18 protein-coding genes are annotated in these 15,144 nt (G+C 37.3%); 13 read left to right on the forward strand and 5 right to left on the reverse strand.

All coding sequences use genetic code 11. The features are described 5' to 3' along the window. Positions 1–27 precede the first annotated feature (27 nt). From waaC to F3G91_RS03725, 7 genes are read left to right on the forward strand one after another with little or no spacing between them, the layout of a single operon-like run. Complete coding sequence (waaC, locus tag F3G91_RS03695) at positions 28–1,002, forward strand: lipopolysaccharide heptosyltransferase I (protein WP_149700728.1); 975 nt, start codon at positions 28–30, stop codon at positions 1,000–1,002. Continuing rightward, a complete protein-coding gene (locus tag F3G91_RS03700) occupies positions 995–1,888 on the forward strand; it encodes a lipid A biosynthesis lauroyl acyltransferase (RefSeq protein WP_149700729.1) in 894 nt (297 codons plus the stop codon). Before waaC ends, F3G91_RS03700 begins: the two co-directional genes overlap by 8 nt. After that, positions 1,882–2,586: a glycosyltransferase family 2 protein gene (locus F3G91_RS03705; protein ID WP_149700730.1), complete on the forward strand. Its 705-nt coding sequence runs from the start codon at positions 1,882–1,884 to the stop codon at positions 2,584–2,586. Before F3G91_RS03700 ends, F3G91_RS03705 begins: the two co-directional genes overlap by 7 nt. Continuing rightward, a complete protein-coding gene (gene rfaQ / locus F3G91_RS03710; protein WP_149700731.1) occupies positions 2,583–3,650 on the forward strand; it encodes a putative lipopolysaccharide heptosyltransferase III in 1,068 nt (355 codons plus the stop codon). The genes F3G91_RS03705 and rfaQ overlap by 4 nt, the downstream gene beginning before the upstream one ends. Continuing rightward, entirely contained in the window at positions 3,650–4,729 is a 1,080-nt protein-coding gene (locus F3G91_RS03715) for a glycosyltransferase family 4 protein (protein WP_149700732.1), read from the forward strand. Before rfaQ ends, F3G91_RS03715 begins: the two co-directional genes overlap by 1 nt. After that, positions 4,726–5,523 (forward strand): polysaccharide deacetylase family protein, encoded by a 798-nt coding sequence (locus F3G91_RS03720; RefSeq protein ID WP_149700733.1) that lies wholly within the window; start codon positions 4,726–4,728, stop codon positions 5,521–5,523. Before F3G91_RS03715 ends, F3G91_RS03720 begins: the two co-directional genes overlap by 4 nt. After that, positions 5,523–6,026 (forward strand): hypothetical protein, encoded by a 504-nt coding sequence (locus F3G91_RS03725; protein ID WP_149700734.1) that lies wholly within the window; start codon positions 5,523–5,525, stop codon positions 6,024–6,026. The genes F3G91_RS03720 and F3G91_RS03725 overlap by 1 nt, the downstream gene beginning before the upstream one ends. 76 nt (positions 6,027–6,102) lie before the next feature. Here F3G91_RS03725 and F3G91_RS03730 read toward each other — a convergent pair whose 3' ends face one another. The 3 genes from F3G91_RS03730 to F3G91_RS03740 are packed head-to-tail and all read right to left on the reverse strand — an operon-like array spanning position 6,103 to position 8,942. Then, a complete protein-coding gene (locus tag F3G91_RS03730; protein WP_103594167.1) occupies positions 6,103–6,873 on the reverse strand; it encodes a polysaccharide deacetylase family protein in 771 nt (256 codons plus the stop codon). Continuing rightward, positions 6,870–7,919 (reverse strand): glycosyltransferase family 4 protein, encoded by a 1,050-nt coding sequence (locus tag F3G91_RS03735; RefSeq protein WP_149700735.1) that lies wholly within the window; start codon positions 7,917–7,919, stop codon positions 6,870–6,872. Before F3G91_RS03735 ends, F3G91_RS03730 begins: the two co-directional genes overlap by 4 nt. A 3-nt stretch (positions 7,920–7,922) precedes the next feature. Beyond that, positions 7,923–8,942: a glycosyltransferase family 2 protein gene (locus F3G91_RS03740; RefSeq protein WP_188116790.1), complete on the reverse strand. Its 1,020-nt coding sequence runs from the start codon at positions 8,940–8,942 to the stop codon at positions 7,923–7,925. Positions 8,943–9,038: 96 nt separating this feature from the next. On the opposite strand from F3G91_RS03740, the gene F3G91_RS03745 reads away from it, so the two are divergent. The 3 genes from F3G91_RS03745 to waaF are packed head-to-tail and all read left to right on the forward strand — an operon-like array spanning position 9,039 to position 12,161. Continuing rightward, complete coding sequence (locus tag F3G91_RS03745; protein ID WP_149700737.1) at positions 9,039–10,208, forward strand: O-antigen ligase family protein; 1,170 nt, start codon at positions 9,039–9,041, stop codon at positions 10,206–10,208. After that, complete coding sequence (locus tag F3G91_RS03750; protein WP_149700738.1) at positions 10,180–11,211, forward strand: glycosyltransferase family 4 protein; 1,032 nt, start codon at positions 10,180–10,182, stop codon at positions 11,209–11,211. Before F3G91_RS03745 ends, F3G91_RS03750 begins: the two co-directional genes overlap by 29 nt. Further along, the gene (gene waaF / locus F3G91_RS03755) at positions 11,208–12,161 is read left to right on the forward strand and encodes a lipopolysaccharide heptosyltransferase II (RefSeq protein WP_149700739.1); all 954 of its coding nucleotides are present in this window, start codon (positions 11,208–11,210) and stop codon (positions 12,159–12,161) included. The genes F3G91_RS03750 and waaF overlap by 4 nt, the downstream gene beginning before the upstream one ends. A gap of 44 nt (positions 12,162–12,205) precedes the next feature. Here the strand turns inward: waaF and F3G91_RS03760 are convergent, their stop codons facing one another. After that, entirely contained in the window at positions 12,206–12,463 is a 258-nt protein-coding gene (locus F3G91_RS03760) for a SelT/SelW/SelH family (seleno)protein (RefSeq protein ID WP_257639680.1), read from the reverse strand. An 81-nt stretch (positions 12,464–12,544) separates the two neighbouring features. Here F3G91_RS03760 and F3G91_RS03765 point away from each other — a divergent pair, with 81 nt between their 5' ends. From F3G91_RS03765 to F3G91_RS03775, 3 genes are all read left to right on the forward strand, one after another. Further along, positions 12,545–13,096 (forward strand): DJ-1 family glyoxalase III, encoded by a 552-nt coding sequence (locus F3G91_RS03765; RefSeq protein WP_149700740.1) that lies wholly within the window; start codon positions 12,545–12,547, stop codon positions 13,094–13,096. Positions 13,097–13,320: 224 nt separating this feature from the next. After that, positions 13,321–13,566: an RNA-binding regulator gene (rbp, locus tag F3G91_RS03770; RefSeq protein WP_009294719.1), complete on the forward strand. Its 246-nt coding sequence runs from the start codon at positions 13,321–13,323 to the stop codon at positions 13,564–13,566. Then, entirely contained in the window at positions 13,544–14,437 is an 894-nt protein-coding gene (locus tag F3G91_RS03775) for a glutamate--tRNA ligase family protein (RefSeq protein ID WP_149700741.1), read from the forward strand. The genes rbp and F3G91_RS03775 overlap by 23 nt, the downstream gene beginning before the upstream one ends. Here the strand turns inward: F3G91_RS03775 and F3G91_RS03780 are convergent. After that, a complete protein-coding gene (locus tag F3G91_RS03780; protein WP_149700742.1) occupies positions 14,423–15,130 on the reverse strand; it encodes a DUF6882 domain-containing protein in 708 nt (235 codons plus the stop codon). The genes F3G91_RS03775 and F3G91_RS03780 overlap by 15 nt on opposite strands. Positions 15,131–15,144: the final 14 nt, after the last annotated feature.

Raw genomic sequence — 15,144 nt, forward strand, 5'->3', positions numbered from 1 at the left:
ACCAAAAATTTATATTTAAAGTAGCCAATGCAAGATAAAAATCAGCTAAAAATAGCCATCGTCAAGCTCTCCGCTCTTGGGGACATCGTGCACGCAGCCATTGTGCTTCAGTTTATCAAAAAGCACTGCCCAAATGCTCACATCACATGGCTCGTTGATGCCCGTTTTGCAAGCCTTTTAAAAGATCATCCCCTAATCAACGAGCTAGTCGTTTTGCCGCTTAAAGAGAGCTTTAAAAAGAGCTACAAGATCATAAAAACGCTTGGTAAATTTGACAAAATCATCGACTTGCAAGGGCTTTTTAAATCAGCCGTCGTCGCAAAACTACTTGGCAAAGAAATTTACGGCTTTAGCAGAGAAAGTGTCAAAGAAAAGATTGCAGCCAGGCTTTATAGGCATAAATTTAAGATCGACTACAACGAAAATATCATAGTTAGAAACCTAAGCCTTGTTGGATATGCTCTAAATTTTGGCTTTAACAGAGATGAAATTTTAAAAAAATCGCCCTGCTTTGAAATTTGCAAAAAATTTAAAAATGAAAGCGGCAAAAAACGCGTATTGATTGCTGCTTTTGCAAGCGAAGAGAGCAAAATTTATGACAAATTTAAAGATGTGATCAGACTTCTTAATGATTGTGAAATTTACCTTTGCTACGGGAGTGAGAGCGAAAAAACAAGGGCTGAGGCGATCATTTCGGGCACATCTGCAAAACTGCTTGAAAAACTAAGCATAAAAGATATGATAGATTACATCGCAAGCTGCGATCTAGTAATTGGCAATGATAGCGGTCTAACGCACCTTGCATGGGCTGTAAATAGGCCTTCTATCACGCTTTTTGGCAACCGACCAAGCCACCGCAATGCTTACATCACAGACAAAAACTTAGTTGTTGATATGGGCAAGGAGATAGATGCTAGAAGTATCGATAAAAACGACTTTTGCATAAGAGAAATTTACCCTGAAACGGTTGCAAATTTCGCAAAAAGGCTGCTAAATGGATAGGCTCTATCTAGCTGGCTTTTATACCTTGAAATTTCTTATATTTATATTGCCAAGCTCGCTTCAAAACCTGCTTGCTAAATTTTTAGCATTTGCGTTTATGAAGCTTAAAAAAAAGAGATTTCACATAGTAATGACAAATTTAGACCTTGCATTTGGCGAGACAAAAACTAAAGAAGAGAAGCTAGAGATCGCCAAAAAATGCTACTACAACTTTGCAAAATATCTTGGTATAAATTTCATCCTCAATCAAAACACGACAAAGCAAAAGATACTTGAAAAGGTCGTCTTTAAAAATGAGCACTTTTTGCTTGATGCGATGAAGTCTGGCAGGCCTATCATCGTCACAACGGCGCATTTTGGGCAGTGGGAGATATTTGGCCTAGCAGTTGCAGCTCGCTTTGGAGCTTCTTCAGCGCTTGGCAGAAAGCTTGATAGCAGCGTCATGGATAAAATTTTAAGAGCAAACAGAGCGCAGTTTGACGTGGAGCTCATCGACAAAGATGGCGGCGCAAAAGATATCTTAAAAGCACTAAAAGCTAGGCGAATAGTAGGAATTTTAGTCGATCAAAATACAGCGCCAAAAGATGGCATAAAGGTGCAGTTTTTTGGCAAAGATGTGCTTCATACGCCAGCTGCAAGCGTGCTAGCTCAAAAGACAAATGCCATTATCATAAATGCATTTATCTACCAAAAAGGTGAAAATTTAAATGAAATTTGCTTTGAGCAGCCAATAGACATAAGCACGTTTGATAAAGAATATGCCGTGCAAAAAGCGACGCAGATGCAGTGCAGTGCGTGCGAAGAGATGGTTAGAGCAAGACCAGAAGAGTACTTTTGGTTTCACCAAAGGTTTAAGAGATTTTACGAAAATGAGTACAAATGCTAAGCGTTGTCATTTTGACTTTTAACAGCGAAAAATACCTAAAAGAGGTGCTAGAGAGCGCTAAATTTGCTGATGAGATCATCGTGGTTGATAGCGGCTCAAAAGATGACACAAGGCAAATTTGTGATGGCTTTAGCAACGTGAAATTTCACGAGCAAGCTTGGCTTGGATTTGGCGCGCAAAAGCAAAAGGGCGTGGATCTAGCCAAAAACGAGTGGGTCTTTGTGCTTGATAGCGACGAGGTGATAACAGACGAGCTTAAAAATGAGATCATTAGCACGCTAAAAGAGCCTAAATTTATGGCTTACAATGTTGCTAGGTTAAATTTTTTCTTTGGCAAAGCGATAAAAAATATGGGGCTATATCCAGACTACACGGTGAGGCTTTTTAACAAAAATTTTGCCAAATTTGATGGCAGAGCTGTGCATGAAAAGGTCGTTTTAAATGACGGCTCACAAAGGCTTGGCGCGCTTAAAAATCACTTCTTGCACTACGCGTATGAGAGCATCGAGCAGTTTATCGCCAAGCAAAATCGTTACTCAAGCATGGGCGCAAAAAGAAATTTGCTAAAGGCGCTTACAAGCCCAACTTGGACATTTTTTAAGCTTTATGTGCTAAAAGGTGGCTTCAAAGAGGGCTTTGCTGGCTACGTTATCGCTAGACTTTACGCCCAGTACACATTTTGGAAATACATAAAATGAAAATACTTGTGATTAAATTTAGAAATATCGGCGACGTGCTTTTGACAACGCCGCTCATTGAAAATTTGCACCACTACTATCCAGATGCAACCATCGACTTTGCCCTAAATAAAGGCACAGAAGCGATGATAGAAGGCAATCCTTATATAAACAAAATCCACATTTACGATAGGCAAAGTGCAAATTCTGGCTTTTTTAAAAAGCTAATTACCGAGCTAAAATTTATAAGAGCGATCAAAAAAGAGAAGTACGATATGGCGGTGCAAACGACCACTGGAGACCGCGGTGTCATCATCTCAAAATACGCCAAGATCAAAAAGATAGTTGGCTTTTTAGGCAAGCATAAGGCGATAAACAAGCTTTTAAGCGTAAAGGCAAAATACTACGAAAATTTCTCTCACACGGTTGATCTAAATTTAAACGCACTAAGAGCGTTAGGATTTGAGCCGGTTAGTAAAAAAGTGAGCGTTTTTTCAGACGAGAGCGTGGAGTATCTAAATTTACCAAAACGCTTTGTGCATGTGCATCTAACAAGCCGCTGGATGTTTAAATGCGCAAACGACGAGAGTATGGCGGAGCTCATCGACTACTGCGAAAATGAGCTTGGCGTAAAAGTCGTGCTAACAAGCGACAACAAAGAAAATGAGCTAAATAAGCTTGCAAGCGTGCTAAAAATTTGCAAAAGCGAGCCTATAAATTTAGGTGGCAAGCTAAGTTTAAAACAAACGATCGCCCTCTCAAAGCGCTCAAGTCTCTTTATCGGCGTCGATACTGCTATCATGCATATAGCCGCTGCAAATGACGTGCCAGTGATCGCCTTTTTTGGCCCAAGCAATGCTTTTGAATGGGGGCCGTGGGACAATGGCTTGATGCAAAACGGCTACACAGCGCAAAATGGCATCCAAAGTATGGGCAAGCACATTGTCTATCAAAAGGACTGGGACTTTGTGCCTTGCGATAAAGAAGGTATCACGAAGTATAATGTAGAAAAAACGCTGATGGATTTTAGCGACGAAATGCCAAAGATAAAAGAAAAGATAAAAGAAAAGTTAGGATCACAATAATGAATATACTTTATACAGAGACGCTTTATAACTGGGGCGGACAACAAAATAAAGTGATAAACGAAATGCAATCAGCGCAAGAGCTGGGTCACAATGTAATATTATTTTGCAACCCAAATTCTGAAATTTTAAAACGTGCTCGAGAAGAAAATTTTAAGGTTATTGAATGTGAGATGAACAAAAAAAATTTTCACAAAACTGTGCCGATACTTTGTAAAATTTTATGGCAAGAAAATATAGATGTGGTCATATCAAATGGCTCCACAGACAGCTGGGTAGCTGCTATATCAAAAATTTTTACTAGGAAAAAAGGTGTTAAATTTATACGAGAAAGGCACAATGAATTCCCAATAAAAGGCTTTTTGAGTAAATTTTTACACACCATGCTATTTGATAAGATCATAAGCGTAAGTCCTAACGTAACAAAAGTTTTACAAAAAATAGGCGTAAAAGATGAAAAAATATTTTTCATGCCTACCTTTGTGGATTATGATGCTCTAAATGCGGCGCGATCAACATTTAAAGAAGAATTTAGCATCCCAAAACAAGCTATAACAGTAGGTATGTTTTCCTCGCTAAGCCGCCAAAAAGGGGTCTTTGAATTTGCAAATGCACTAAAAATTCTCATACAAGAAAATAGCGATATATATGGCATTTTTGGTGGAAATATCAACAAAAACACAAAAGAACAAATTTTAAGCATATTTGATGATGATATGCGAGAAAAATTAGTCTTTACTGACTTTAGAAGTGATATAGCAAACGTGGTAAAAGGTATAGATTATTACGCGTTTCCTTCTCACACAGAGGGCCTTCCTACCGCTTTACTAGAAGCTATGGCTCTATCTCGCCCAATAGTCGCTTTTGATATTGCACCTATGAATAACTTGCTTGCAAATAACAGGGGTCAATGTGCTAAATTTTTAGACGCGCAAGATATGGCGAAGAAAATAAATGCGTACATACAAGATGACGATCTAGCCAAACAATGCGCAGAAAACGCCAGCATCTTTGTCAAAGAGAATTACGACACACAAATTCTAAAAAGATATATCAAGAGATTATTGGAGAGCCTATGAATAGTCCAGTCTGCATACTAACAGTTCACCACTGCAACAATAACAAAAACGACTTTGCTATAAGCCCAGAGCTTTTAAAAAAAGCGCTTCTTATGGCACTTGACGAGGGTTATAAATTTATAAATTATGGCCAGTTTAAAGATATCGTGGCTGGCAGAGCAAAGGCTCGCAAAAAGAGCATTTTGCTAACTTTTGATGATGGATATTTTGACAATTATAAATTTGCATTTCCTATCTTAAAAGAGCTAAATATCCCAGCCGTTTGCTTTTTGATAACAGATAAGATCAAGGATTTTAAAAGGCAGGATTACGATTTTACGTTTAAAAAACACAAAGATATCGACTACGATAAAGATATAGAGTATTTTTTAAATTTAGATGAGATCAGGCAGATGCAAGAGAGCGGTATTTTTGAGTTTGATAGTCACACAGTGAGCCACTTTTCTTGCAGAAGTGACGATGAGACAAGGTTAAGAGAGGAGTTTTCTAGCTCACTTGCCAAGATAAAAGAGCTATTTCCAGAAAAAAAAGAATTTGGCTTTTGCTTTCCAAAAGGGCATTTTAATGAGCTTTCGCAAAGGATAGTTAAAGAGTATTATGACTTTGCTTTTAGCGTGATAGATGGTGGATTTTGCGTTGGGGATGATAAATTTAAGATAAGACGTATAGATATCTCTAGTAGCTCAAAAAACGATGATGACTACGTTTTTAGGGTTAAAAAGAAGCTTTTTATCTATTCGATGCCAATAATAGGAAATTTATATTCAAATTTTAGGAATAGAGGCTATAAATAATGCTAGAAGCGCTAAATTCAGCTTGCAAAGAGATATTAAAAGTAAAAAAACGAGTGCTTATCGCTCTTACTGGACTTCATGGTAGTGGCAAAAGCACACTTGGTAAAGAGCTAAGACGCAAAGGCTTTGGCGACTTTAAACCATATCAGATCGCTGTCATAGACGATGGTGTGATGAGCATAAATCTCTTTTTTATCCGCCCAAGGGTAAAAATCAAGAGCGATCAAAGAGACGAGCTAAGGCCATTTTTTAAATTTATCATGCCATTTGTAAAGGTTGTGATCTACGCAAGCGCCAATCCTCTTTCGCGCATCAGCAAATGCGATATACTATGTATTTTAAGCATGAATGAAGAGGATAGAATTGCTGGAATTTACAAGAGAAACTCCAGTGAAGACCCAGGCAACACTCAAAAGCATATAGATAAAAAAGAGCTTGATCTAGTAGGCCTTGAATATAAATTTAAATTAGAATTTAAATCACAAATAAAACGAAATATTTAAACACAAGTAATTCCCTAGATCTTACGAAAAGCATCTAACAAAGAATGAGAAAATTTTTACTAAATAGTTTAGCCCGCTAGGACCTTATCGCTGCGTAGATCGATCCTAGAAAGTCATTTTGGTAGATAAACATAGTCTTTTTAAGCCATTTTTCATCGCGCTTTGTCACTATGCGTTTTATCTCCTCTAAGTTGCCATCGGCCTTGTTTATGCCACGCTTTGTCGTGAAAAACGCCTTGTAGCCATGCTTTTTAGCAGCACTTAGATACTCGTCATTATATTTGCCTCTTGGCCAGCAAAGTGCGTCATCCTCAAAGCCAAAATTTTTCTTCATAAACTCACGGCAAAGACCAAATTCCTCATCCAAGCTAAGCTGTCCAAAATATCCGTCAAAATGCCCGTGCGTATGCGAGTGGAAATAAAAGCAGTCCTTCATCTTCTCAATCTGCTCTAAATTTAAGATCACATCTTGCGGCCTACTTGGAGCAAGTCTCTTGCACTCGTTGTGATCAACGTTTAAAAAGCTAGCAGGCCTCAACTCATGGGCCTTTTGCGCTGCCTCTATCCAGCCAGTTATTATAAATATATTTGCTTTTAGTCCAAATTCTTTCACGATAGGATAGGCATAGATGTAGTTGTCCATCCAGCCATCGTCAAATGTTATGCAAACACTCTTTTTAGGCACTTCAAGCTCACCCTTTTTGTACGCGATAAATTCATTTATACTTAGCGTTTTATAGCCATTTTCAGCCAGAAATTTCATATGCGATCTAAACTCATCCACGCTACTAGCGATAAATCCGCTCTTTTCAAGCACGTGGTGATACATCAAAACTGGTACGCTCATTTTACAAGCTCCATATATAAATTTTGTGTGTTTTCTATCATTTTTTCGATGCTAAATGTCTCTTTGACGTACTCTCTACCAAACTCGCCCATCTGCTTTCTTAAATTTTCATCCAAAATGAGCCTTTCAAGCACCTTTTTTAGCTCCTCTTTGTTGCCATTTTCAAATAAAAATCCGCTTTTGCCATTACTCACTGCCTCGCCAAGACCGCCCACATCACTTCCGATGGTAGCTAGCTTGCATGAAGATGCCTCAAGTAGCGCTCCGCCGATTGCCTCCATGTCTGAAGGTAGCACGCAGATATCAAGCGAGCCCAAAAAGTCGCTCACGTCGGTTCTGTTGCCAAGCATGAAGATATTTTTTTTATCTTTTATATACTCGTGTAAATTTTTATTTTGAGGACCGTCGCCCACGATAAAAAGGGCTGATTTTTCTAAATTTAATTCGCTAAATGCATCGATTAAGAGCTTGTGATTTTTAGCAGCTCTTAGCACTGCAACGATGCAAACGCCCACCACATCCTCACTTAGGTCAAATTCTTTTTTCATATTTATCTTAAATTCTGGCGTGTATTTTTGCGTGTCGATGCCTGTGTAGATTTTTAGCACCTTCTCTTTTTTCACACCTCTTTTGATAAGATCAGCGCAAACCGAGTTGCAAACGCCAACCACTTTTGTGCTTAGGTTGTAAGGTATGGGAGAGCTTATAGGCAGCTGCAAATGTCTAGTGCGAACCACGCTAACTCCACAAATTTTGCCTACGATTGCGCCTATGGTGCCGTCTTTGCCTGAGTGAGTTGAGATGATTTTTATATTATTTTGCTTTACAAATTTGCAAATTTTTAAAATTTCAAAGATATTAAAAGATTTTTTAAGGTTAAACTCGACAAATTCGCACTCTATTTGCTTTTCAAAGCTCTTTGAGCCAGGATTTAACCCATAAAAAACCTTAAATTTGCTCTTATCTAGTCCGTTTATCACACGCTGCGTGCGGTGCTCTTGCCCGCCAAATCCAAGAGAGCTTTCAAGCTCAAGTATATTTATCATTTTTTACTCTTTAAATTCTTTCATTTTTTTATTTGATAAAAAGCCATTTATTGTATTAAATATTTTTAAAATTTTTGATACATTTTCGTATGATTTTACATTTTTTAGCATTTTTATCAAAATTCTATGTTTTAGTCTAAGCTTTGAAAAACCAGCTGAACTTATAATGCTATCAATATCATCATAAAAAAGATCAAGCGCCTTTAAGTAGCTGCTATTTTTTAAATTTGGCCTTGATGAGATAGCTGGCATATAGACACTTTTGATCTTTCTAAACTCTAGATCTGACACCATCTCAAGAGCTAAATTTTTATTTTTTAAAATTGAGATTATATCCTCATAGACAAATTTATGATCCACCACAGCTTTTAGTTTTTCAAAGCCACTAGTGTTATTTTCTCCGATATTGTAGTTATAAAACGCTCTATTTAGCTTCACAAGAGTCTTTGAAGCGATAACATTTCTTACTAAGGCATGAAAATCTTCAGCCTGTGTAATCCCAACTGGAAACAAATTTTCTTTTAAAATTTCTGTTTTAATAGCTTTATTCCATGTATTATGCAAGACTTTATTATGTCTTGAAGCAAGCAATCTCCTTAAATACTCATCTTTATCTATAGTGCATTCATCTTTTGTCTCAAAGTCTTTTAAATATACTTTTTTATTACCATAAATTTTAAATGCATCTGTTATTACTATATCTGCCTCAAACCTCTCTGCAACATCATATACGCTTGAAGCGTAATCCTTTTCTACGTAATCATCAGCATCAATACAAATAGTGTATTTTCCCTTAGCTAGCAATATACCGTCATTTCTGGCAGCACTTACGCCTGCATTGATCTTTGTTTTTAATATTATTTTATCTTCATACTCTTTTAAAATTTGTGGTGTATTATCACTACTTCCATCGTCTACAACTATTATCTCAATGTCAGTAAAATCTTGGGATATTAGCGAATTTAAACAATTTCTAACATGCTCCTCTTTGTTAAAAACAGGCACTATAAAGCTTATTTTCACGCCAGACACAATACTTCCTTTTAACTTTTTGTTTAATTGTATATTATTTTTAGTTCATCAATGATAAAATGCAAACTTAAATTTTAAAGGATATGCATGAAAAATGAGATAGCGTCAAAACTCTACAACTTTTTTTTGCTTGTGATGCTGTTTACACTACCAGTTACCGAAGGATTAAAACAAATTTCATTAACGCTTTTTGTCTTGGTTGGAATTTATATCTGTGTTAAAGAAAAAAGGCAATTTAAATTTGATGTTACAAATGTCTCCTTCTTTATCTTTTTTTTGGCCACTTTTATAAGCTGCCTTGTAAATGGGGTTTCGCCTTCAAGAGTGCTTGATCCATTAAGATGCATGTTGTTTTTCTTTGTAGCTAGAACTGTTGGAACAGAAAAAATAAATTTTAAATTTATGTTTTATGCACTATTTGCTGGTTTTATTGTCGCTTTTATACCAGCTTGCATAGAAAAATTTAGTGATCCAGATCCAGAGGCTTTTTTAATATTAAAATCAATTGGACATGTAAATCATAGTGCTATTTACATATTTTTAATTTTTCTAACAGCACTATTATTTATATCAAATAAAAATAAAAACAGATCAATAAATATTTCCATATCTATAATTTGTATTTTAGCTCTTGCTATCGCTGGTTCAAGATCGACTGCTTATATGATTCCATTGGTTAGTGTTTTAATTTTTTCATATTTGATATATAAAAAAGAGGTTAGTTTTAAGCTCTCACTAACACTATACATTTTATTTTGCGTAGTATTTTTTACATACTTATATATAACCGTAGCCTTTACTGCAGATGAAAGAATATATGATCAAATGTCAAAAGGGGTGCAAGGCGGTGAATTTAGATTTCTCATATTTGAAAGTGCATTTAAAACATGGCAAGACAATATCTTTTTTGGCATAGGTAGTGGAAATTTTAAGAGTATAGATTTGACGCACTTTTTTCCACAAAGTGCAAAAGCACATGTATCTCACGCGCACAACACCTTTTTAACATTCTTAACCGAAAAAGGTATCATCGCTCTGCTTGCATATTTAGTATTTCAACTATCACTTTTTATTAAATTTATTAAAAATTTCAGGCAAAACAGTATAGTTTTTCTAGCGCTTTTGATGCTTGTTTTTCAAAACGTAATTTCACTTGTAAACACGACATTTCACCATGAAAACGCACTTTTGATGCTCTTGTTTTGGGCACTGGCTTTAGGAGTTATAGATGAAAAAAATAGTATTTTTAAGAACTAATCCAAACGCAGTTGGAGGTGCTGAAAGATACTTAAGAAGGCTTGTTAAGGCCCTAAATGAGCTTGGTATCCAAACAGAAATTCGCTCATATCTTGGAGACACCGGTGTCTCTTCTTGGAAAAAAGCTCTAAATTTTAACCGCCAAGTAAAACGCCAAAAAAAAGAGGACGAGTTTTACTTTAGCCTAGAGCGAGTAAGCTGCGCCGATATTTACAGGGCAGGAGACGGCGTGCACAAGGTTTATAGGGCGACAAAGAGCTTTTGGTGGCTAAACCCCCTAAATTTCGTCTATCCATACTTAGAGAAAAGATGCTTTAAAAACTCCCAAAAGATCATCACAAACTCAAATTTCATCAAAGAGCAGATCATCGCGACTTACGGCATAGAGTCTGAAAAGATCACGACCATTTATAACGGCGTAAATTTACCCCAAAGGGTGCAAAAAGCTGAGGCAAAGCTAGCACTTTGTGAGGAATTTGGACTTAAATTTGAGCTAGCAACTCTGCTTTTTGTGGGAAATGGCTTTAAAAGAAAGGGGCTAAAAGAGTTTTTACTCCTTGCTTCAAAGCTAAAAACGCCAGTAAATACGCTCATTGTCGGCAAAGACAAAAACATCTCAAGCTACAAACGCCTAGCTAAAAAACTTGGGCTAAACGCCTACTTTGTTGGCGAGCAAAAGAGCACAGCGAAATTTTACGAGGCGAGTGATATTTTTATCTTTCCAACGCACTATGAACCTTTTTCAAATGTCGTGCTAGAGGCGCTTAGCTTTAAAAACGTGGTCTTTACAACGGCTCAAAATGGAGCTAGCGAGATTTTAGAAGATAAATTTGTACTTCAAAGTCCAAGCGACGAGAGTGCACTAGAGTTTATAGATGAAATTCTCACAAACCATGAGCTTTTAGCGAGCCTACAAGAGAAGTCTTACGAGCTTTCTTTAAATTTTAGCATCGAAAAAAATGCTGCTCTTACGCTTGAAGTGATAAAAGACGTCTTAAAATGAGAGTTTTTATCGAGCTTCCAACCTGGCTTGGTGATAGCGTGATGGCAAGCGCTGCGATCGAAAATTTGGTGCAAAATGAGAAGAATTTACAAATCGTTTTTTTTGGCTCATTTGTAGCCTGCGAGCTTTATAAAAGTCATCCAAACTGCGAAAAAGTGGTCGTTGATGAGAGCAAAAAGGCTAAATTTAGATTTTTATCCCTTGCTAAAAGTGCAAAAAGTCTTGGTAAATTTGATCTAGCGCTTAGCTTTAGAAGCTCGTTTGCTAGTAAATTTTTGCTATTTTTTATAAACGCTAAGAAAAAAGCCATCTTTAAAAAGAGTAAAACCACCCTTCATCAGGTGCTAAAATATGCAAATTTTGTAAAAAATGCCCTTAATTTGGGTGAAATTTCTACTCAGCTAAAGCTACATTTTACACCTCAAATTTCAGCTAAAAAAACACTAGCTCTAAATCCAGGTGCGAGCTATGGAAGTGCCAAAAGATGGTATCCAGAGTATTTTGCACAGGTGGCTTTAAATTTTAAAGATGAGTTTGAGATCGTTATCTTTGGTGGCAAAGGCGAGCAAGAAATTTGCGAAAAAATAGAGCAAATTTTAAAAGAAAATGGCGTAGCTTGCCAGAATTTAGCTGGCAAAACAAGCATCAAAGAGCTTTGTGAGCGCATAGCTGGGCTTAGTAAAAATGGCGTTTTCATCACAAACGATAGCGGCCCTATGCACATAGCTGCCGCCTTTCATGTGCCAACGATCGCTCTTTTTGGACCGACAAAATTTAGCGAAACCTCGCCATGGGGCAATGAATTTGCAAAAATAGTACATCTAAACTTAGAGTGCATGCCCTGTATGAAGCGAGTTTGCCCGCTAAAAACGCATGCTTGCATGAAAGATCTAAAGCCACAAATGGTGATAGATGAGATAAATTTACTAAGAAAAGAGAGTGGAATTTAGGCAAAAAATAAAAACGAGGCAGTTGCCTGCCCCGCTAGTTAGCATTAAGCCGACTTTTCTTTGAGATATTTGTTTATAAGAGTTGTGATCTCTTCGCCGTGTGGGAACCTTGACTCATCGTTTCCGATGCGATCCTTTTTAGAAAAGATAACGTTTCCATCAACCTCGACGATGAAATTTCCACCATCTCCTACAACCAACTCGACTCTTGCATCACTAAAGTTCGCTTTTATTTCATCTTCTACACGAGAAGCTACCGGACGATAGTTTCAAGAGTTGCAGTAAATAATTTTTACTTGCATGCTCTGTCCTTTCTTGTGAAATAAGCTTCGATTATATAAAATTTATCCTAACAAACAGATAACACGAGAAAGGACGATTTTATGAAAAAGGTAGCCGTAATCCTAGCTGATGGTTTTGAGGAGATCGAGGCGCTAACCTCCGTCGATGTTTTGCGTAGAGCTGGAGCTATAGCATCTATCGCTAGCTTGAAGGACGCGCAGATCAGGGGTGCTCACAATATAAATGTAAAAGCTGATGTCACACTTCGTGAGGTGGAGGAGCTAGGTTATGATGCGATCGTGCTTCCAGGAGGTCTGCCTGGTGCAGAAAATCTTGCAAATGACGCCAAGCTAAGAGAAATTTTGCAAGAATTTGACAAAAAAGGTAAGCTAATTTGTGCCATTTGTGCCGCTCCTATGGTGCTTGAGCGAGCTCGTGTGCTTAAAGAGCATTTTGTCTGCTATCCTGGCTTTGAAGAGAATGTAAGAAGCGACAAAAGAGGCTACGTGAGCGATAAAAACGTGCTAAAAGATCAAAACATCATCACTGGCAAGGGGCCAGCTTTTTCTATGGAATTTGCGCTTTTTATAGTGAAAAATTTGCTTGGCGAAGAGGCTTACTATAAAGTAAAAAATAATTTACTTTATAAATAGTTTATAAAAAAATTGTAATTTTTTATTTAATTATTCTACTTAAACTTAAGGATAAATTTTGTTTAGTGATAGATATTATAATGCCGTATTGTTGCGATTTGTTGCATTTAAGGATATTTTTTAAAAATTTGTAATATTTTTCTTGGTTTTTACATCTTTTTGACGGAAATAAGCTATTATTTCTCTAATCGATCAGATCGATAATTTTTTTAAGGAATAATCCTGTGAACATTTATGTAGGAAATTTGTCGTATAGAACGACAGAGGCAGAGTTGAAGGAAGCTTTTGCACAATTTGGTGAAGTAAGGCGCGCAAAGATCGTAAAAGATAGAGAAACAGACCGCTCAAAGGGCTTTGGCTTTGTTGAAATGGATGACGCGAACGAGGGCCAAAAGGCGATCGACGCACTAAATGAAAAAGAACTTGGCGGACGCACTTTAAGAGTAAATGAGGCTAGACCAAGGGATTAATGACTATTTGCCACCATCTGGTGGCATAGTCTCGCGCATAGCTCCGACGCCAAGCGGCTACTTGCACGCTGGCAACGCCTACAACTTCATCTTAACTTACCTTTTGACGCGCTCACTGGGCGGCGTTTTGCACTTAAGGATTGATGATTATGACCTTGGCAGATACCGGCGCGAATTTGTTCAAAATATCTTTGACATTTTAGAATTTCTGGGGCTTTGCTATGACAAAGGTGCTAAAAGTATAGATGACTTTGAGCAAAATTTTAGCTTCAAAACAAGAGCCAAAAGATATGAAAACGCACTTGAAAAGCTAGATGAAATTTACAATTGTGAGTGCACAAGAGCTACCAAAGATGCCTATGAAAACGGCATTTACACTAAAATTTGCAAAGACAAAAAGTTAAAATTTATAAAAGATAAAACCGCTATCAGGCTAAGCGTGGATGAAAATGACGAGCTTGACAGGCAAGTGGCAGCGCAGATGGGTGATTTTGTCATTTATAAAAAGGATTTTACCCCAGCTTATAACTTTGCAAGCGTCATAGACGATGAAGATATGGGGGTAAATTTGGTCGTTAGAGGCGAGGACCTGCTGCCTTGCACGCTAGCTCAAAAATACCTTGCAAAAAGGCTAAATTTTGGCTTTTTAAATGCTAAATTTATCCACCACAAGCTACTTTTAGACGGAGCCAAAAAGCTTTCTAAAAGCTCCAAGTCGCCGCCTATTGATCTAAGCCAAAATCCTCAAATTTATTACAAAATGTTAGCAAGTGATCTTGGGCTAAATTTAAACTCAGCAGATAAAATTTCAAACTTGCTTTATGAATTTAGGCTTAAAAATATGGCTGAATTATTGCTAAATCGCACCTGAAATATTTACGAGCCTATTAAGATCATCAAATTTAAAGCTAAGTTCATCTTTAAACTTAGCTACTATCTCATCTTTGTTTTCGCTAAATTTTATCTCGCAACCTAGCAAAAGCCCTTTTATAAAAAGCTTGTGATCAAGCTCATAGGCGCTTATGCACTCATTTACTACGCTTACTACTTCGTTTGCTAAAACTGGCTCTTTAAAGATAGTCTCAGCCCTAAATGCCACGTACGCAGCACCTCCGTCGTAATCAATCTTATAGTAGCTTAGCTCCTCGCCAAGCGCCACGCAAGCAACCATGCTGAGCGTATGACCGTTTACATTTTCATCTAGCTCAAACTGCGCCGTGCTAAACGCTTCAAGCCCAAATTTCTCGCCAAACTCACGCGCTCTATTTGCAAGGCCAAGTAAGCACTCGTCAAAACCATTTATATTTTCATATCCCCAAAGCCAAGTGTTAGACGAAAAGCTCTCAGAGCCGATAAACTGCATATCAAACTCCTGCTTGTCAAAGCAAATTTTGCCACTTTCAAAGTCAGCCTGCCACTTGCTAGCCTCAACCACTTGCTTAAAAAGCCGTTTTTGAAGCAGCATCGCTCTGCCAAGACAAGCGCTAAAAAACTCGCTCCAGTTACTTTTATCTATGCCAAGCTCGTCTAAAAAATGGCTCTTTTTTCTAAAAATATCAAACATTTCTTGTCCTTAAA

The organism is Campylobacter concisus (genome assembly GCF_902460715.1).
GTDB lineage: Bacteria > Campylobacterota > Campylobacteria > Campylobacterales > Campylobacteraceae > Campylobacter_A > Campylobacter_A concisus_AK.